We start from the raw sequence: 18993 nt of genomic DNA, 5'->3' as shown, positions 1-18993 counted from the left end.
TTATCGGACTCCGCGCAAATTCAGCAGGAACCAGTTCGCCAGCGTATTAATTTCGCGGCTGATTTTACTGTTTCCTTTCCACTCGCCGACCGGCTGTTTGGCCGCCAGGGATTCGGCCATCGCTTCGTCGCGGTGTAAAATAACCGGGATCATGGTCGGCAAGGTTTCCTGCCACAACAGCAAAATGTCTTGCTGCAACAGGCTGGACGGCACGAACTGATTCACCAGATACCGGCCATTCGCCGGTAAAGCGCGCTGATGGAGTCGTATATGAGATTGCGAGTCGGCGTGGAGTAAAACGAGCGTGCTGTCGGCGATGGCCTGTGCCGGCAGCGGATCGGCGGCGGGAGAATCAATCAGGATCCAGTCATAAACGCCGCTGTTTTTGAGCTGCGTGATGGCTTTATTCCAGTCAAATGCAGGCGACACCTCGCTTTGTGCGCGGGCACTTTCAGGACCGACATTACCGTAAGGTAAAAAGTCCAGATGAGAATGATAACGCATGGCGGATTTTTGCCAGGGTTCGCCGGCATTAAAGGCTGAACGCCAGCCGCGCGTCTGTGTGAAAGGCATTCCGAAATGCAGACGCAACAAATTTTCCGGTGAAAAGTCGATCACCAGAACCCTTTCATTGAGTTGCGCGAGCCCCCAGGCCAGCGCTGCGGTGACTGACGTCGTCCCCGTGCCGCCACGAAATCCCTGTAACGCAATGACAGACATATTAGTTTTTCTCCGCGCCGTGTTTATCGTATTGCGCCAGCTCAGCCAGTAACGGCCAGCGTGACATTAGTTGCGGAATTTTTTCTTTACGGGCGACATCCACGTAATTTAATTCAGTTAAAGAAAAAAGGTGACTCAGCGCAAAAAAATCATCATCTTTTGACGGCTCGGATTCTTCCGAGCCTACAATATTGGGCCCCACCGTTCTTCCTCCCTGCTTCAATGAAAATGCTAGCGGTCTGGCACGGAAAAATTACCGCTCACATAGCGGCATTTTAGTATCAAACATAATTGTGAAGTATTATGATTATTTAATGTAGCAATGATAGAATTTATTATACTCACATTTATCAGTGTGTCCCAAGCAGACTTTTTATCTAAAACGAATACAAGCAGATTAACTATATGGCACTCTCCTTTTCATTGGGCATGAAGCAATACTGGAATGGATTAGCCCAAATGCAGGCCCGGGGGCTTTACTGGGTCAACGCTGACAAGCAGGAAGCCGCGTATCACCTGTGCGGACAGGCTCTTGAGGCTCAGCAGGGCGAAACACCTGTCACTGTATTTTTCCCACAGCACAATTTAATTTGCACTGAAGAAGAAAATAGACTAGACGACGACCACATTCTTCTCTCTCATTTGAAGAAACACCCCAGGCAAACGTTTTATTACCAGTTAGCCGACGGCAAGAAAGCGTTTCTTGGATTGCCAGGTGATATTAATCGTTTGCCTCGTCATCCTGCGTTATTAATGATCTTATTACTTCCTGTTACCTCCTGGCAGATGCTTAATGATAAACAATTTGCCCATTGGGTGAGTGAAATGCGTACCAGCGCGAATAGTAAAGAGGCAACAATCCTTATTATCTGCTACGGCGCGGGTATTAATGGGGTTAAAACTCAGCTGCATTTATATCATCGCAATATATATGGTCTTGCTGATTTAAAAACCGATACCCTCCCGAATCAGTGGGGCATTTCCTGGTGGCACGACGGATTAGGGGCGGAAGCCAACACGCTCTATCCGCTGACACCACGCCAGACCGGCTGGGAACTTCAGAAAAATGTACCCGCCTCAGTGGCCGAACAGGCCGGTGACGATCAGTGGATGTTGCTGGCGGAGCGGTCGGTGCTGGAAGGCGCACCGGCGCTGTCCGAGCGTTGGTTCCTGTTTGACAGCAATGAAGAGCTGGCAGAAAGAGCCCTGCACGCCCGCTCGGCGACAGTTATTTTTGCCCTGAGCGGCAATGACGCCGTGGAAGTGATGGCACGCCAGATCCACCGTCTGCGTATGCAGCGCGGTACGGGTTTGAAAATTGTGGTGCGTGAAATGAACTCTTCCCTGCGCTATGTTGACCAGCGTTTATTGCAGGCTTGTGGCGCAAACCTGGTAGTTCCGCACGCTGCGCGGCTTTCTAATTTCCTGACGCTGCTCGACGATCTGCAAAACCTCACGTTTACCCGCCACGTGCAGGATGATATTGAAACCCTGCTCGACAGCCGGCTACCGACGCACCATAAAGGCTATCTGCCGCTGCCGGTTTTTTGCAGCGTCATGAACGATATCTGGAACCATGCTTCACTGGCCACCGAATCACGCGGTTTACTGATTTCGCTGCGCCCTGCCGCCGGGATCAGCCCGCAGCAGGCGATGTCGCTGTGCTCACTGCGCCGCGACGGCGATATTCTTACCGTGACCGAACGGCATCTTTATTTGTTCCTGTCGAACTGTCAGGTTAGCGATGTCGGGAACGTTCTGGCCTTTCTGTTTAATCTGCCGGTGAAAGACGTTTTCACCAGCCAGACATTCTGGAGTCAGGAGCTGGATATTCAGACCGAAGTCCGCCGTCTTGCGGCTAAACCGCCGATGGCAAAAGCCGTGACCGGCCCTGAAACGTATGTGCCACAAAAAACAGAACCGCTGAAGCGCGCGCAGATCCACGCCCCTGTGCCGGTGACGCTCGTGTTAAACGACACGCCTGTTCAGCGGCAGCCGGAGTAAGCGAAATGGATATCCAGGACATCATTGAGATTTTTATTCTGGCCGCGGTGATATTCATTCCGCTGGGATATGCTTTGCGCAGCCGCCTTCCCGGCTGGAAAAACCGTCTGGCGACACGTTTTCTTTCACCCCGTTATTTAACTCCGATGACAGCCAGCATGATCAGTAAGAACCGCAAACGTTCCGACGCGCTGACTGAAGTTTCTCCGGTTACAGGGAAATCCAAGACTCCACTATGAACGAACCGAATTCTTCTTCACCGCGTTTGCGGATCTGGCAATCCTGGCGCGGACTTGGCGCCTGGAACTACTATTTCTTACTTAAATTCGTTCTGCTTTCACAGGGTTATCTGAATTTCGACGCGCTGAGCAATCTGGTGTTTGCCGCCGTATTATTATTCCCGTTGCCTTCGCTGCGTCTGCATCGCTGGCGTCAGTGGATGGCCCTGCCGTTTGGTCTGGCGCTGTTGTACCACGACACCTGGCTGCCGGGCTGGCGCTCAATTATGAACCAGGGCGCGGACGTCGCCGGTTTCAGCGTGAGCTATCTGCTTGAACTGGCAGACCGCTTTATAAACTGGCAGTGGATTGCCGTCGGCTTTGCGCTGCTGGTAGGTTATCTGTTTATTTCTCAGTGGGTGCGCCTGACCACGTTCACGGTTATCGCACTGCTGTGGGTGAATCTGAGCGGGATGATTACACCGTTTTTCGCGCATTCTCCGGCGGCCGCGGTGGCACAAAACACCGCCGCTGTGCCTGCTGCCATTTCGGCGCAGCCTGCCGGTGACAACACCGTTAACGGCCCGCCGACCAATGCCAATCTGAGTGCTTATCTGGAGCAGTTCTACCAGAACGAAAGCCGCAAGGCGACGAAGTTCCCGGATGCGCTGCCTGCGGATGCCCAGCCTTTCGACCTTCTGGTCATCAACATCTGTTCGCTGGCCTGGTCGGATCTGGACGCCGTGAATCTCTCCAGCTCTCCGCTGTGGTCACGTTTCGATTTCGTGTTCAGCAATTTCAACTCAGCGACTGCCTACAGCGGCCCGGCGTCGATTCGCCTGCTGCGCGCCAGTTGCGGCCAGACATCGCACCACAATCTTTACCAGCCTGCCGGTCAGCAATGTTATCTTTTTGACGATCTGGCACGTCTGGGCTTCACCAATCAGCTGGCGATGGACCACACGGGCGTGTTTGGTAATTACATCGGCAATCTGCGTGACGATGCTGATATGAAAGCTCCGCTGATGTCACAGGCCGGTCTGGGTTATGAACTCACGTCATTCGACGGCTCACCGATTTTCAACGACGGGCAGTTGTTCTCCCGCTGGCTGGAAAATCAGGAAAAAGCAGGCACGGCGCGTACCGCCACCTTTTTCAACCTGATCCCCCTGCACGATGGCAACCGCTACGTGGGCAGCAATAAGGGCGCGGATTACCATAACCGTGCACAGACCCTGCTTAGCCAGCTCAATACCTTTATGGATCAGCTGGAGAAATCTGGTCGTAAAGTGATGCTGGTCGTTGTGCCGGAACACGGCGCGGCGCTGGTCGGCGATAAGATGCAGATTTCCGGCCTGCGCGACATCCCGAGTCCGGGCATTACGCACATTCCGGTCGGCGTGAAATTCTTCGGTATGCAGGCTCAGCACGCTTCAACACCGATGAAAATCGACAGCCCGAGCAGCTACATGGCGATTTCCGAAATGGTTTCCCGCGCTGTTGATGGCAAAGTCTTCACCAGCCCGACGATGGACTGGAAAACCTTCGCCTCCAACCTGCCGCAGACTCCGCTGGTTTCAGAGAATGAAAACTCGGTGGTGATGGAATATCAGGGGAAAATTTATATCCGGTTAAATGGCGGAAGCTGGGTGCCGTACCCGAGCTGACGATTTGTTTGTGGGCTCGCCCCGCCCACACACTCAGTTCCCAAACTGGCTTTAAGGTCAAGACCGTGGGCGTCGGCCCACACCGACCAGAGACCCGGTAACGCGCGGGCCTCTGGACTCCGCGCTTTTTTCACTTCGCGCTGTCGCAGGTGCGACGGACATGTTCCGCAGCAATAGTGAGTGGCGCAAATCCAGGTGCTTCGCACTGCCTTCTCTCGGTCTTCGAGCCTATGGTCTCGAAGCCGCTCCGTTCAGCTGAATTTTGAGCACTCCAATCAACTTATCTAAAAGATAAATCCATTCCATTTTTGAATTTAAGATCGTGCGGGCGATTCAGAAAGCTTGCTGAATGAGAGGTTGCAGACCTGAGGCTGCAATCCCGAAATGAAGGCACCGCGTAGCGGCAAGATTTCCAGCCTGTCGCTGCGGCTGCTGAAACATAGCCAGCGAGCGACAGCGCGCAGTGAAGAAGCGCGGGAGTCCAGAGGGCGCGCGCTTACGCGTCCTCTGGGCCAGTTTGGGCGGCGAGCCCAAGGTGTTGGTGTTGAATTTAAAAGCCGCCTGTGTCCGGCATTGACACTGTCATTCCGCAAATAACTGGTCATACACATGCTGTAAATGCCGGCTCATTCTTGCCTTCGCCCCTGCACCATCTTTCGCCAGAATGGCGTCCAAAATCCCCTGATGGTCAGCATTCATTTCACGGGCGAAATCGACTTCGGTGTAATGGCTTTCAAGCCGCATAAACCGGCGGGAACGGCGTTTGTCCCACAGGTATCCCATCATGTCGTGCAGGACTTCGTTGCCGGTCATTTCGCTAATCATCAGATGAAACCGACGGTCGGCTTCCAGAAACGCGTCGTTGTTGGCATTCAGGCTATTTAGCTCATCGGCGATTTCTTTCAGTTTGGCCCGCTGATCATCCGTGCCGTTCAGCGCGGCCAGTTCGGCGGTCATTGATTCGTAAATCTGCCGCGCCCTGACCAGCGATTGCAGGCTGAACTCTTCTTCCGACGACATCACCGGCGTAGCGGGGGGCGCTTGCGGGAGCGGGTCGTTGACGTAAACGCCGGTGCCTGTGCGGATTTCCACCCAGCCGGTGATCTCCAGCGCAATCAGCGCCTCGCGGATGGAAGAACGGCTGACGCCCAGCTGTTTGGCCAGATCGCGCTCTGAAGGGATCATCGCTCCCGGCGCGAACTGGCCGGTATTAATGCAATTAATCAGTACATTAGAAATCTGGCGATAGAGCCTTTCGACTTTCAGGGTCGGCAAATCCATTATTTTCTCCATGCAGGTGCTGGATCCCAAATCTGTTATCCCGATCACATTAATGATCGGTTCGATGCTGAATCATATGTCGGTCTGATGGCCTGACCAGCAGACCACCTGACCAGACCGCGCATTAAGATTGAACTTATCACCGGCCATGCGTCAACTACATTCAGATGTCAGATAACACTTTTAAGGAAAACACATGGAACAGACTTGGCGTTGGTACGGCCCGAATGACCCGGTTTCACTCGATGATGTGCGTCAGGCTGGCGCGACCGGCGTGGTGACCGCCCTGCACCATATCCCGAACGGTGAAGTCTGGCCGGTGGATGAAATCAAAAAACGTCAGGCACAGCTGGAAGCGAAAGGTCTGGTGTGGTCAGTGGTAGAAAGTATTCCGGTGCATGAGGAAATCAAAACCCGCAGCGGAGATGTTGAGAAGCACATCGCCAATTATCAGCAATCTATCCGTAACCTGGCGGAATGCGGCATCGATACGGTCTGCTACAACTTCATGCCGGTTCTGGACTGGACGCGCACGGATCTGGGTTATTTATTGCCGGACGGTTCCCGCGCCCTGCGTTTTGACCACATCGCGTTCGCCGCTTTCGAATTGCATCTTCTGAAACGTGAAGGCGCTAAATCCGATTACAGCGCGGAAGAGCAAAAACAGGCTGCGGATTACTTTGCTGCGATGACACAGGCGGAAAAAGACCAGCTGGTGTCTAACATTATTGCCGGTTTACCGGGCGCGGAAGAAGGCTATACGCTGGATCAGTTCCGTGCGCGTCTCGCCACTTACGACGGCATCGATAAAGCCAAACTGCGCGAAAACATGGCGCACTTCCTGCGCAGCATCGTGCCGGTAGCCGAGCAGTGCGGGATCAGTCTGGCGGTTCACCCGGATGATCCTCCGCGCCCTATCCTCGGCCTGCCGCGCATTATCTCCACCATTGAAGATATGCAGTGGCTGAAAGAAGCCGTCGACAGCATCCACAACGGTTTCTGTTTCTGCACCGGTTCATACGGCGTTCGCGAAGACAATGATTTAGTGAAGATGATGACGACCTACGCCGACCGTGTTCACTTCATCCATCTGCGCGCCACGCAGCGCGAAGAAGTCCCTGGGAGCTTCCACGAAGCCGATCATCTGGACGGCGACGTGGACATGGTTGCAGTTATCAAAGCGATTCTGACCGAAGAGCAAACCCGCCGCAAAGCCGGTAAGCTGCGCGCAATCCCGATGCGTCCGGATCACGGCCATCAGATGCTGGATGATTTGCATAAAAAAACCAATCCGGGATATTCGGCGATTGGCCGCTTACGCGGATTAGCAGAGCTGCGGGGTGTGGAGCGGGCATTGAAACAGAGCTTCTTTGCCGAGTAAACTCGCGGGATAAATTAACTTCCGACTGAGATAATTTCGGTTTCTTAATAACGGTTATCACTCGGCCTTTCGCGCTGAAACCGACCAAGAGGGAAAAATGCTTTTTCCCTCTTGGATCTCCCTTCGCTTTTTCAACACGTGCTAACGCTCGCTGGCTATGTTTCAGTGACTGCAATGACAGGCTGGAAAGCTTGCCGCTGCGCGGTGCCTTCATTTCGGGATTGCAGCCTCAGGTCTGCAACCTCTCATTCAGCAAGCTTTCTGAATCGCCCGCACGATCTTAAATTCAAAAATGGAATGGATTTATCTTTTAGATAAGTTTATTGGCGTGATCAAAATTCAGCTGAACGGAGCGGCTTCGAGACCATAGGCTCGAAGACCGAGAGAAGGCAGTGCGAAGCACCTGGATTTGCGCCACGCACGATTGCGTCAGAACATGTCCGTCACACCCGCGATAGCGCGCAGTGAAAAAAGCGCGGAGTCCAGAGGCCCGCGCGTTACCGGGTCTTTGGTCGGTGTGGGCCGACGCCCACGGTCTTGACCTTAAGCCCGCTTGGGTGGCAACCCAAGGTCCTGGTGACCTTAAACGGCCGCCCCTTTTGCAGCGGCCTACTCTGCAAAACTCAAAAATGATAGGCCACGGCGTTTTCCTGCTCCGGCCACGGCTGCGATCTGTACGGTTTAGCCGGATAGTTGATCTCCACGCTGCGTCGGCGGAAATCACTCGGGCTCACCCCTACCCGCTTGCGGAAAACACGCGAGAAATACAACTGATCGTCATATCCCACCACGCGGCCAATCGTCGCAATGGATTCCTGGGTAGTTTGTAACAGCAGTTTGGCGCGGATCACCCGCTGATCTTCACGCCAGCGCAGAATGTTGATACCGACCTGTTCGCGGAATAAATGCGCCAGCCGCGAAGGTGACAGGCAGACGTGGCGCGCAACTTCGTCAATGCGCAGTTCTCCGGCCAGATTGCCGGTAATAAACTGGCAGGCTTCAATGACGCGCGGGTCCATAATCTTTTGTGGACTCTGCGGATCTTCTTCCATGGCTCGCAGCAACAGGCGTTCCAGCAGATTCATCCCTAATTCTTCGCAGAAACGACGACCTGATTTTTGGGTTTGCTCAATATTGGCAAAAAGGCGGTCGAACTCCAGCAATAAGGTGTTGTTCGGTAAAGAAAGACGCCCTACGTCGCGGGTCTTGGTATGCCATTCCAGCCAGTCAGCCCAGTAGGCGCGCGGGCGGAAATACACCCAGCGGTGATACCAGGAATCGGCATTGGCCGAGCGGCTGTATAAATGGCGCGCTTTCGGCGGGAACAACAACAAATCACCGGGATTGCAGTAAAACGTATCTTCACCGTCAAAGACTTTCCCCTGCCCTTTGACCGTCAGGTTAAGAATGTAACCTTTCATCCCGCCCGGACGATCGATGGCGAAATCCAGTGGCCCGTCAGCGAGGATCGGTGTCATACCGGCGACCAGATAGGCGTTGAAACTGTAACCCGGTAACAGCGGATTTTGCTGCTGATCCTGAATCATACGGTGATACATCGAACCTCCTGAAACTTCACTGGGCTATGGACTTTTCATCTATTCTAATCGGCGGTGAAAGCGCTGCCAGTAAAGGTTACTAATTTGTGAACAACCACGCGTTTTTACGGCATTTAACCGATGAGAGCGTTAAATGCCGTGGGGTAACACTGTGAAAGCGTTATCACAGAACAGGGTTAAACCGTCTTTTTAGCTTTCTGTTTGTAGCGGTCGAAGATGACTGCCGCCAGCAGGATCAGACCACGTACGACATATTGCGAGAACGGAGAAATGTTCAGCAGGTTCATGGCATTTTCTACCGTGCCCAGGATCAGGATCCCCGATACCACGTAAGAAATTTTACCGATGCCACCTTTCAGCGACACGCCGCCCAGCACGCAGGCAGAGATAACGATCAGTTCAAAGCCCAGCGACGTCATCGGCTGGCCGCTGGTCATTCGCGAAGCCAGAATGATCCCCGCCGCCGCCGACACCAGCCCGGAAAGCACAAAGATGATAATTTTAGTACGAACGACCGGCACACCCGCCAGTCGCGCCGCATCTTCATTACCGCCAATCGCCAGCGTGTTGCGGCCAAACGTGGTTTTGTTGAGCAGCAGGCCAAAGATAATCAGACAGCCGACCGTCAGCCAGATTGGCGCGGGCAGCCCGAACCAGTTGGCATAGCCGAGCGCGAAGAAACGTTCGTCTTCGATACCGACCGCTTTACCGTCAGAAATGATGTACGCCAGACCGCGCACAATCTGCATGGTGGCAAGTGTGGTGATCAGCGCGTTGATTTTCAGACGGGCGATAACAAAGCCGTTGAGCAAACCGGTCAGCATTCCGAGCAGCAAACCGGCGGCGACGCCAATCCACAGGCTTTCGGTCATGTTGATGACCACTGCCGTGGTAACACCGGCGCAGGCAATCACCGAGGCGACGGACAGGTCGAAGTCGCCGGATGCCAGACAGAACAACATTCCGCAGGCCACCATGCCGGACATTGAAATCGCCAGCCCCAGCCCTTTCATGTTGATGAAGGAACTGAAGTTCGGCACAAAAATCGTACAGGCGAGAAACAGCACGGCGAAGACCACCAGCATGCCGTAGCTGTCCCAGATTCGCATCAGGCCTTGCCCGCTGCGCGATGCAGCAGAAGGTTGATCCGGTTTGGCTGAATTGGTTGTCATACTCGACATAATATTTTTGCTCCTCAGTCAGGCAGCGTCAGGGGCAGAATCAAGATCTGGCGTCCGCAACATGGCGAGCCCCAGCGCTTTTTCTTCGGTAGCGTCGTCGTGCAACAGTTCGCCGGAGATGGCGCCTTCGCGCATCACCACAATTCTGTCCGCCAGACCCAGCACTTCCGGTAAATCACTGGACGCAAACAGCACGGCAATGCCCTGTTTCGCCAGTGAGTAAATCACGTTGTAGATTTCATGCTTGGCGCCGACGTCAATACCGCGCGTCGGTTCGTCGAGCAAAATGACCTTCATTTCTTCCGACAGCCAGCGGCCAAGAATGGCTTTTTGCTGATTACCGCCGGAAAGGTTCATGATCAGCTGCTGGTCGCTCGGGGTTTTGATGTTCAGCGCTTCGATATGCTTGCGCGCATTTTTGGCTTCCCAGGCGTTGTTGATCAGGCACCCCGCTTTCACCGTTTTGCGGCGGGCGCTGATGTTGATATTGTCGCGCACCGAATGCACCGGAATGATGCCGTCGGCCTTGCGGTCTTCCGGGCACAGCATGATGCCGAGGCGGATGGCGTCAGCCGGTTTACGGATATTCAGTGCTTCGCCGTCCAGCCTGACGGTGCCGCCGGTAATGCGCGTGCCGCCGAACAGGCCTTTCATCAGCTCGCTGCGCCCTGCGCCGACCAGCCCGAAAAGACCGACAATTTCCCCCTGACGCACGGTCAGGCTGACCGGCGTTCTCACGCCTAGTGCTTTGACGTCGTCCAGTTCCAGACGGATTTCGCCGTGCGGACGCGGCGCGTAACCGTAGATATCATCCAGATTGCGGCCGACCATAGCCTGCACCAGCTTGCTGTTATCGACCTGCGTCATGTCGTCGAAGGTCCGCACGTAACGGCCATCTTTGAAAACAGTGACAGCGTCACTTAATGCAAAAATTTCTTCCATACGGTGTGAAACATACAAAATGACGCGCCCTTCGGCACGTAACTCGCGGATAACGCGGAACAATTGTTCAATTTCACGGGCAGACAGCGAGCTGGTCGGTTCGTCGAACGCAATGATTTTGGCGTTACGCGCCAGCGCTTTCGCAATTTCCACCATCTGCCACTGGCCGATGGAGAGATATTTCAGCGGCGTGTCCGGGTCGATATCCAGCCCGAGATGTTCCAGCTGGATTTTGGTTTCATAGCGCAGCAATTTGCGGTTCACGAACCCGTGTTTACTCGGCAACTGCCCGAGATAAATGTTTTCTGCCACCGTCATTTCCGGCACCAGATGCAGTTCCTGATAAATGATCGCCACACCGGCATCGAGCGCATCGGTGGTGTTGTTAAATGCTACCGGCTGGCCTTTGATGTGAATGTTGCCCTGCGACGGCTGGTAGTTTCCGCTGAGGATTTTCAGCAGCGTGGATTTCCCCGCGCCGTTCTCGCCCATCAGCGCATGGATTTGCCCGGCATAACAATTGAAAGAAATACCGTCCAGCGCTTTCACGCCCGGAAAAGTTTTGCCAATGTCATGGAATTCCAGATACGGCGTGGCCGCATCAAACTCCGTCAGCGACGGTGTCAGCAAAGGCGTCTTGTTTGAAGATTGCTGAGTCATAGTGGCTACCTGGAAAAATATGTGAAGGATTTCAAACCGATTACTGCACCACAGAAAACAGTCGCACTTCTTAACCGTCGTCCGTGGTGCAGTAACGCAATTCAGATCAGGCAAAAGTTACATTAAGCCTTTCTTCTTCAGCTCTTCTTTGAAGTTGTCGCGGGTGATCAGCACAACGTCGGTCACTTCGGTGAATTTCGGCGGTTCAACACCTTTGGTCACCCACTCATTCAGCATCTGGATACTTTTGTAACCGTGGATATCCGGGCTCGGTAACAGGGAACCGTAGAAGCCGGTTTGCGCGCTTTTTGACAGCTCATTCACCGCGTCAACCCCGTTGATGCCGATGCCGATCACGTTCGCCGCTTTAAAGCCCTGACCTTCTGTTGCACGCACGCCACCCAGAACGGTGTTGTCGTTCATGCCGATAATCAGCCAGTTTTTCACTTCAGGATGTTGCACCAGCAGGGAGTTACCGGCGTCCAGTGCGCCCGGGATATCGTTGGATTTTGTCGGCACTTTATAGATTTGTTTTTCAGGGAAACCGGCGGCTTTCAGCGCATCCATAGAACCGCTGGTGCGGCGGCGTGCGGTATCCAGCTCATCCGCGGTAATCGCCATTACGCCGGTATCAGCCACTTTCCAGCCGCGTTTTTGCATTTCCTTATACAGTTCCTGCCCCTGACGTTCGCCGATTTTGGTCGCCGCCATCATGACCAATGGCACTTCTTCCATCGGTTTGCCTTTGGCATTCACAAACTGGTCATCCACCTGGATCACTTTCATGTCATAGCTGCGGGCTTTGGCCATGATGGCAGGCCCCAGACGCGGATCCGGCGTACAGATAACAAACCCTTTCGCGCCGTTCGCCGCCAGGCTGTCGATGGCATTCAGCGTTTTTTCGCCATCCGGCACGGCAATTTTAATGACCTCGAAATTCAGGTCTTTACCGGCCTTATCAGCGAACCGCCATTCAGTCTGGAACCACGGTTCTTCCGGTTGTTTAACCAGAAAACCCAGCTTCGGATTGTCTGCTGCCATAGCTGAATGTGACATAACAGCCGCTAACCCGACCGCCGCCAGCGCCTTAGTGAATTTATGCATGATGTTCTCCGACTTTTATTGTTGTTTTTCACGATTCCGGCCTTAATCCGGGTGGCTGTCCGCAATCATGAAAACGTTATCATTGGCGTAAGGAAACAAAATCAGAGCGCGGCGAAGTCCGGTTTATAGCGGATTTGCGTCACGCTCTGTTGTAAGACGCAGTAAGTTTTAGCGGTAATTTTGCAGCGGAATGTAGAGCGCTATCACACGGCGGGAAAACAGCAGGTTTGTACATAGATATAGCGATTTTAGCCAAACACTAACATTTGACCAACCTCACAGAAACATCATGGGGAGCAGATTTGTGCATACTTCCAGCTAACGCCTCCTCACTCACTTTTTGCCATCCTCCTACTGTTAGAGCAATTCGATTCGCCGCCGTAATGACTACGGCAAACCTGAAGGAGTGAGAAAGAATGACGCAAGGTGCGATTGCTCTTGGTCTTGATTTTGGCAGCGATTCCGTCCGCGCACTGGCCGTTGATTGCCAGACCGGTGCCGAAATGGAAACCGACGTGGTTTACTACCCGCGCTGGAATGAGGGCCGTTACTGTGATGCGGCAATAAATCAGTTCCGCCACCATCCCCTTGATTATATTGAAGCGATGGAACAGGCGATTAAAAACGTCGTACAACGTCTTGGCAACGAACGCTCAGCGCGCGTGGTCGGTATCGGCGTGGATTCCACCGGTTCCACACCCGCACCGGTCGATAAAGACGGCAACATTCTGGCACTGAATCCTGAGTTCGCCGAAAACCCGAACGCCATGTTCGTGTTATGGAAAGATCACACGGCGATAGAAGAAGCCGAAGAAATTAACCGTCTGTGCCGCAGCGGTGATTTCCCCGACTATTCCCGCTATATCGGCGGCGTCTACTCCTCCGAATGGTTCTGGGCCAAAATTCTCCATGTTTCCCGCGCCGACCCTGCTGTCACCAAAGCCGCCGCCTCCTGGGTGGAATTATGCGACTGGGTGCCCGCCCTGCTTTCCGGCACCACCGCGCCGGATAAAGTCGTACGTGGCCGTTGCAGCGCCGGACACAAAATGCTCTGGCATCCGTCGTGGGGCGGCCTGCCGCCAAAAGATTTCTTCGCCGCGCTCGATCCTTTGCTGGTTGAACACCTGCCGTATCCGCTGTTTACCAACACCGTCACCGCTGAACAGGCTGTCGGCACGCTGACGCCTGAATGGGCAGAACGCCTCGGCCTGCCCGCCTCCGTCGTGCTTTCCGGCGGCGCATTCGACTGCCATATGGGCGCAGTCGGCGCGGGCGCACAGCCTTACACGCTGGTCAAAGTGATCGGTACCTCCACCTGCGACATCCTGATTGCCGATAAAGAACGCGTTAACGACCGCGCCATCGCCGGAATTTGTGGTCAGGTGGAAGGCAGCGTGGTGCCGGAGATGATCGGCATGGAAGCCGGACAATCCGCGTTTGGCGATATGTACGCGTGGTTCAGCCGCCTGCTGAGCTGGCCGCTGATTCAGGCCGCTAAGGCGCATCCGGAACTGAAAGAACAACTCACCGCCTTGCAAAAAAATCTGCTGCCCGATCTGACCGCCGCGTGGGCCGCCAATCCGAAGCTGGATCACCTGCCGCTGGTGCTCGACTGGTTTAACGGACGCCGGACACCGTTTGCCAATCAGCGTCTGAAAGGCGTCATTACTGACATCAATCTCGGCACCGAAGCACCGGAACTGTTCGGCGGTTTCATTGCGGCTACCGCCTTTGGTGCGCGCGCGATTATGGAGTGTTTCGAACAACAGGACATTCCGGTTGAAAACGTTCTCACGCTCGGCGGTATTGCCCGTAAATCGCCGGTCATCATGCAGGTTTGTGCCGACGCCATGAACCGTCCGTTGCAGATTGTCGCCTCCGATCAGTGCTGCGCGCTGGGTGCCGCCATCTTTGCTGCCGTCGCCGCCGGAGAATTCAAAGACGTCCCTGCCGCCCAGGAAAAAATGGCGTGCAGCATCGAACGCACGTTGCTGCCGGATCCGCAGCGCGTCGAACAATACCAGCGTCTGTACGAACGTTATCAGCAATGGTGTGCAACCACTGAACCGCTGTTTGCAGCGAAGACAGCACACTGACTATTTTTTTCGAAAACGGTTTTTTCAAACATCTGAAATTCAGGAGTGATTAATGGACGCGTTTAAACATCTCGAAGTGTGGTTCGCTATTGGCAGTCAGCATCTTTACGGGCCGGAAACGTTACGTCAGGTAAAAGAGAACGCCGAGAAGGTAGTCAATGGCCTGAACGCAGAAGCCGGATTGCCGGTCAAACTGGTGCTCAAACCGCTGGTCACCACGCCGGATGAAATCACCGCACTTTGCCGCGAAGCTAACTATGCGAATTCCTGCGTCGGCCTGATTACCTGGCTGCACACCTTCTCTCCGGCCAAAATGTGGATTGCCGGTCTGAGCATCCTGCATAAACCGCTGTTGCAGTTCCATACACAGTTCAATGCTGAAATTCCGTGGGATTCCATGGACATGGACTTCATGAACCTGAACCAGACCGCACACGGCGGCCGTGAATTCGGTTTCATCGGCGCGCGCATGCGTCAGCAACATTCCGTGGTCGCCGGTCACTGGCAGGATGGCGAATCGCACCGCCGCATCGCTCAGTGGATGCGCGTTGCCGCGGCGAAGAATGAAAGCCAGCATCTGAAAGTGGCGCGTTTTGGCGACAACATGCGTGAAGTGGCGGTGACCGAAGGCGATAAAGTGGCCGCGCAAATCCAGTTCGGCTACAGCATCAGTGCCTATGGTATCGGCGATCTGGTCAGCGTCATCAACGAAGTCAGCAAAGGCGATATCGATACGCTGGTGGAAGAGTATGAATCCACTTACCGCCTGACGGATGCCGTGAAACTCAACGGCGAACGTCGTGAAAACCTGCTGGACGCAGCAAAAATCGAACTGGGGATGACCCGTTTCCTGGAGCAGGGGAAATTCGGCGCATTCACCACCAACTTTGAAGATCTGCACGGCATGAAACAACTGCCGGGGCTGGCGGTACAGCGTCTGATGCAAAAAGGCTACGGCTTTGGCGGCGAAGGCGACTGGAAAACCGCGGCCCTGCTGCGCATCATGAAAGTGATGGCCAGCGGCCTGAAAGGCGGCACGTCGTTCATGGAAGACTATACGTACAACTTCAAGCCGGGCAACGATCTGGTAGTTGGCTCGCACATGCTGGAAGTGTGCCCGTCGATTGCCAAAGAAGAAAAACCGCTGCTGGATGCGCAATATCTGGGCATAGGTGGCAAAGCTGATCCGGCGCGTCTGATTTTCTCCACCCCGGCAGGCCCGGCGGTCAATGCCAGCGTCATCGACATGGGCGATCGCTTCCGTCTGCTGGTCAATCAGGTGGATACCATCGAGCAGCCACATCCGCTGCCAAAACTGCCGGTTGCCCGTGCAATCTGGAAAGCCCAGCCTTCTCTGGCAACGGCGGCTGAAGCCTGGATCCTCGGCGGCGGCGCGCACCACACGGTGTTCTCTCAGGCGCTGGATATCGATGCACTGCGGTTGTATGCGGAGCTGTCCGGGATTGAGTTGCTGGTGATTGATAACGATACGACACTGGCGGACTTCAAGAATCAGATCCGGTGGAATGAAGTTTATTACAAATTGTGCAGTCGCTGATTTGCTTGCAGAAGGCCGCTGCAATGGCGGCTTACACTGCTAAAGCAGATCGAAAACATTTCGGTTTTTCACGTGCGGTGATCACTTAACGCGCTGCGCCGAAACCGCCCAAAGGAGGAAAGTGCTCTTCCTCCTTTGGAATCCTCCACGCTTTTTCCAACAAGCGCTTCGCTGGCTGGCAATGTTTCAGGGACTTTTGCTGTTGCCGCAAAATCCCGCCGCTGCGCGGTTCCTTCCAGTCGGATTACAAATCGCGCGAAAAGATACGCGGTTTTCCACCTCTCCTTCCAGCGTGATTTTTGAAAGCGGCCACGGGCTATGTAATCCGAAAGATGGATGCTGGCTGGTTTTTATTTACTCCGTCCCCTCTCACGAGGGGACGGAGTAAACCAACTCGTTGTTATTTTTGAGAAAATTGAGATGGCGCGCTCAGAAATTTTGCTGACTGAGGGTTCGAGACCAATGGCTCGAAGCCCTCGGGGAAGGAACCGCGCAGCGGCAAGATTTCGCGCCACATTAGATTGTTCCAGAACATGTCCGTCGGCCCAGCGATAGCGCGTGTTGTAAAAAGACGCGGAGATTCCAAAGAGGGCTCGTCATAGCCCTCTTTGGTCGGTTTCGGCACCAGACGCTGAGCGGTCACCGCACGTGAAAAACCGAAATATTCCCGGTCATCCGTAAGCCGCCTGCAAAGGCAATTTGGTCACCTTTCTAAAAGGTGTCACACCCCGGTCACATTCCCCCTTTACCCTCACCAGCACTAATAAATCCCAAAGAGGATAGTACAACCATGATCATTCCAGCTCATACCGGCGGGAATGCGCCGTCGCGCACCTGTCCCGCTATCGCTATCCATCAGGTTTCCCATTTCTTCGGGAGCAACCCGGTACTCAATCACGTCAATTTATCGGTGCCGGAAGGCACGATCCTCGCCCTGCTCGGCCCTTCGGGCTGTGGGAAAAGTACGCTGCTGAAAATGCTGGCAGGCTTACTGCATCCCGCATCGGGACAGATCAGTTTCGACGGCGAAATCGTCGCCAGTGGCTCGTTCAGTCTGCCGCCGGAAAAACGTAATCTCGGCATGGCGTTTCAGGATTACGCGCTCTGGCCACACATGACCGTTCGCCAGAACGTCGCGTTTCCGTTGCAGATGCGCGGAATTCGTGGCGCGGCGCAGCAGGAAAAAGTGATGGCGGCGCTGGAACGCGTCGGGCTGGCGGATTTTGTCTCGCGCCGCCCTTCTGAGCTCTCCGGCGGGCAGCAACAACGTGTGGCACTGGCCCGCGCCATCGTCGCCGAACCCCGCATCCTGCTGTTTGATGAACCGCTGTCGAATCTCGACCGAGATTTGCGCGAAAGCCTGTGTGAAGAAATGGCGGTGTTGTTGCGCCAGCTCGGCACCACCGCAGTTTACGTCACGCACGATCAGCACGAAGCCCACGCGCTCGCCCATCGTATTGCCCGTATGGACAAGGGCGCGATTGCCCGTATTGACACGATTGATCCTTCCGTAATTTCACCTTTTGTTGCTTAACCTCTGATGGGATAAAAATGATGAACCGCACAGTCAGCACTTTTCGTAAGAACAGCACAACGTTTTCCCGTACTAAAACAGGCGTAATGACCGCAATGACTCTTTCTCTCGCAATGGCAGCAGGCAGCGCGCAGGCGCTGACGCTCTACACCGCCGGGCCGGGTTCTCTGGCAAAAAAACTGGCGGCAGGTTATGAAAAACAAACTGGTGTGAAAGTGGATGTTTTCCAGGCCACCACCGGCAAAGTGATGGCCCGCCTGGACGCCGAGCAGGCCAATCCGCGCGCTGACGTTCTTATCTCCGCATCCTGGGATACCGCAACCGATCTCGAAAAACGCGGCTGGCTGCTGGAATATCAAAGCCCGAACGCAGAGCAGGTTCCGGCGCAATTCAAAACGCCATACTACGTCGCGCAGGGAATTTCCGCGCTGGGCATCGTGTGGAACACCAAAAGTGGTACCACTGAGCCAAAAGACTGGGGCGATTTAGCCAAACCGGAATTTAAAGATAAAGTGACCACGCCTGACCCTTCGCTTTCCGGTGCGTCGCTGGATTTGCTGATCGGGTTACAAAATGCCCACGCACAGCAGGCGTGGAAGCTGTTTGAGGATCTGAAAGCCAACGGCATGATTATCGCCGGGCCAAACGCACAGGCGCTGACGCCAGTGTTGCAGGGCGCGAAAGCCGCCGTGTTTGGCGCGGTGGATTATGTCTCTTACGCCAGTGTGCAGGACGGCGAATCCGTCAAGGTGATTTTCCCGGTCAGCGGTACCGTGATCGCCCCGCGTCCGATGATGATCCTCAAATCCAGCCAGCAGCAGAAAGAAGCCAAAGCGTTTATCGATTACGCGCTTTCGCCTGAAGGCCAGAAACTGGTAGCCGATGCGTGGCTGATGCCCGCGCGCACCGATATCGACGCCAAACGTCCGTTGTTTAAATCACTGAAACTGTTGCCGGAAGCCTCTCAGGCCTCGGCGTCGCGCAAAGAAGTGCTCGAGCGTTTCGCAAAACTGTTCGGTCAGCAGTAAGTCAGTCACGGGCTGCGAAGGCAGCCCGTTTCCCCTCCCCGAACAACGACGACAAATACC

The 18993-nt window shown here is 54.5% G+C and carries 15 protein-coding genes; 8 read left to right on the top strand and 7 right to left on the bottom strand.

Annotation, left to right across the window (positions count from 1 at the left end; genetic code table 11):
• A complete protein-coding gene (bcsQ, locus tag M2403_RS06115; protein ID WP_152326172.1) occupies positions 1-720 on the bottom strand; it encodes a cellulose biosynthesis protein BcsQ in 720 nt (239 codons plus the stop codon).
• Position 721: 1 nt separating this feature from the next.
• Positions 722-922: a cellulose biosynthesis protein BcsR gene (gene bcsR / locus M2403_RS06110; RefSeq protein ID WP_152326368.1), complete on the bottom strand. Its 201-nt coding sequence runs from the start codon at positions 920-922 to the stop codon at positions 722-724.
• Between the two features lie 203 nt (positions 923-1125).
• On the opposite strand from bcsR, the gene bcsE reads away from it, so the two are divergent.
• Genes bcsE through bcsG form a run of 3 tightly spaced genes read left to right on the top strand, consistent with a single transcriptional unit; the run spans position 1126 to position 4609 of the window.
• A complete protein-coding gene (gene bcsE, locus M2403_RS06105) occupies positions 1126-2724 on the top strand; it encodes a cellulose biosynthesis protein BcsE (RefSeq protein WP_259228737.1) in 1599 nt (532 codons plus the stop codon).
• Between the two features lie 5 nt (positions 2725-2729).
• The gene (bcsF, locus tag M2403_RS06100; protein ID WP_152326170.1) at positions 2730-2963 is read left to right on the top strand and encodes a cellulose biosynthesis protein BcsF; all 234 of its coding nucleotides are present in this window, start codon (positions 2730-2732) and stop codon (positions 2961-2963) included.
• On the top strand, positions 2960-4609 hold the full coding sequence (gene bcsG / locus M2403_RS06095) for a cellulose biosynthesis protein BcsG (RefSeq protein WP_259228736.1): 1650 nt from the start codon (positions 2960-2962) through the stop codon (positions 4607-4609). The genes bcsF and bcsG overlap by 4 nt, the downstream gene beginning before the upstream one ends.
• A gap of 582 nt (positions 4610-5191) precedes the next feature.
• Here bcsG and M2403_RS06090 read toward each other — a convergent pair.
• Positions 5192-5890: a FadR/GntR family transcriptional regulator gene (locus M2403_RS06090; protein WP_208952568.1), complete on the bottom strand. Its 699-nt coding sequence runs from the start codon at positions 5888-5890 to the stop codon at positions 5192-5194.
• A 196-nt stretch (positions 5891-6086) separates the two neighbouring features.
• Between M2403_RS06090 and uxuA the strand changes: the two genes are divergently transcribed.
• Complete coding sequence (uxuA, locus tag M2403_RS06085; RefSeq protein ID WP_259228735.1) at positions 6087-7271, top strand: mannonate dehydratase; 1185 nt, start codon at positions 6087-6089, stop codon at positions 7269-7271.
• Positions 7272-7894: 623 nt separating this feature from the next.
• On the opposite strand, the gene araC is transcribed toward uxuA, so the two are convergent.
• From araC to M2403_RS06065, 4 genes are all read right to left on the bottom strand, one after another.
• Positions 7895-8830, bottom strand: a complete 936-nt coding sequence (gene araC, locus M2403_RS06080) for an arabinose operon transcriptional regulator AraC (RefSeq protein WP_152326165.1) — start codon at positions 8828-8830, stop codon at positions 7895-7897.
• A 176-nt stretch (positions 8831-9006) separates the two neighbouring features.
• Positions 9007-10014, bottom strand: a complete 1008-nt coding sequence (araH, locus tag M2403_RS06075) for an L-arabinose ABC transporter permease AraH (RefSeq protein WP_371819794.1) — start codon at positions 10012-10014, stop codon at positions 9007-9009.
• A gap of 15 nt (positions 10015-10029) precedes the next feature.
• The gene (gene araG, locus M2403_RS06070) at positions 10030-11613 is read right to left on the bottom strand and encodes an L-arabinose ABC transporter ATP-binding protein AraG (RefSeq protein ID WP_259228734.1); all 1584 of its coding nucleotides are present in this window, start codon (positions 11611-11613) and stop codon (positions 10030-10032) included.
• Positions 11614-11730: 117 nt separating this feature from the next.
• Positions 11731-12717, bottom strand: coding sequence for an arabinose ABC transporter substrate-binding protein (locus M2403_RS06065; RefSeq protein ID WP_152326162.1), 987 nt, complete (start codon positions 12715-12717; stop codon positions 11731-11733).
• A gap of 416 nt (positions 12718-13133) precedes the next feature.
• On the opposite strand from M2403_RS06065, the gene M2403_RS06060 reads away from it, so the two are divergent.
• The 4 genes from M2403_RS06060 (at position 13134) to M2403_RS06045 (ending at position 18933) form a co-directional block, all read left to right on the top strand.
• Positions 13134-14813: a ribulokinase gene (locus M2403_RS06060; protein ID WP_259228733.1), complete on the top strand. Its 1680-nt coding sequence runs from the start codon at positions 13134-13136 to the stop codon at positions 14811-14813.
• A gap of 52 nt (positions 14814-14865) precedes the next feature.
• The gene (araA, locus tag M2403_RS06055) at positions 14866-16371 is read left to right on the top strand and encodes an L-arabinose isomerase (protein WP_208951769.1); all 1506 of its coding nucleotides are present in this window, start codon (positions 14866-14868) and stop codon (positions 16369-16371) included.
• Between the two features lie 790 nt (positions 16372-17161).
• Complete coding sequence (locus M2403_RS06050) at positions 17162-17905, top strand: ABC transporter ATP-binding protein (protein ID WP_259228732.1); 744 nt, start codon at positions 17162-17164, stop codon at positions 17903-17905.
• Positions 17906-17991: 86 nt separating this feature from the next.
• Complete coding sequence (locus tag M2403_RS06045; protein WP_405047812.1) at positions 17992-18933, top strand: ABC transporter substrate-binding protein; 942 nt, start codon at positions 17992-17994, stop codon at positions 18931-18933.
• The last annotated feature ends 60 nt before the right edge of the window (positions 18934-18993 follow it).

The organism is Rahnella sp. BIGb0603, from assembly GCF_024808755.1.
Taxonomy (GTDB): Bacteria; Pseudomonadota; Gammaproteobacteria; order Enterobacterales; family Enterobacteriaceae; genus Rahnella; species Rahnella contaminans.
Note: the sequence above shows the minus strand (reverse complement) of the source record. Positions and strands in the feature narration are given on the sequence as shown.

Excerpts from the sequence above, each read along its gene's own strand:
- araC (WP_152326165.1), bottom strand. The coding sequence starts at position 8,830 with ATGTATCACCGTATGATTCAGGATCAGCAGCAAAATCCGCTGTTACCG.
- bcsE (WP_259228737.1), top strand. The coding sequence starts at position 1,126 with ATGGCACTCTCCTTTTCATTGGGCATGAAGCAATACTGGAATGGATTA.
- M2403_RS06050 (WP_259228732.1), top strand. The coding sequence starts at position 17,162 with ATGATCATTCCAGCTCATACCGGCGGGAATGCGCCGTCGCGCACCTGT.
- bcsG (WP_259228736.1), top strand. The coding sequence starts at position 2,960 with ATGAACGAACCGAATTCTTCTTCACCGCGTTTGCGGATCTGGCAATCC.
- araG (WP_259228734.1), bottom strand. The coding sequence starts at position 11,613 with ATGACTCAGCAATCTTCAAACAAGACGCCTTTGCTGACACCGTCGCTG.
- M2403_RS06045 (WP_405047812.1), top strand. The coding sequence starts at position 17,992 with ATGACCGCAATGACTCTTTCTCTCGCAATGGCAGCAGGCAGCGCGCAG.
- uxuA (WP_259228735.1), top strand. The coding sequence starts at position 6,087 with ATGGAACAGACTTGGCGTTGGTACGGCCCGAATGACCCGGTTTCACTC.
- M2403_RS06065 (WP_152326162.1), bottom strand. The coding sequence starts at position 12,717 with ATGCATAAATTCACTAAGGCGCTGGCGGCGGTCGGGTTAGCGGCTGTT.
- bcsQ (WP_152326172.1), bottom strand. The coding sequence starts at position 720 with ATGTCTGTCATTGCGTTACAGGGATTTCGTGGCGGCACGGGGACGACG.
- bcsF (WP_152326170.1), top strand. The coding sequence starts at position 2,730 with ATGGATATCCAGGACATCATTGAGATTTTTATTCTGGCCGCGGTGATA.
- M2403_RS06090 (WP_208952568.1), bottom strand. The coding sequence starts at position 5,890 with ATGGATTTGCCGACCCTGAAAGTCGAAAGGCTCTATCGCCAGATTTCT.
- M2403_RS06060 (WP_259228733.1), top strand. The coding sequence starts at position 13,134 with ATGACGCAAGGTGCGATTGCTCTTGGTCTTGATTTTGGCAGCGATTCC.
- araA (WP_208951769.1), top strand. The coding sequence starts at position 14,866 with ATGGACGCGTTTAAACATCTCGAAGTGTGGTTCGCTATTGGCAGTCAG.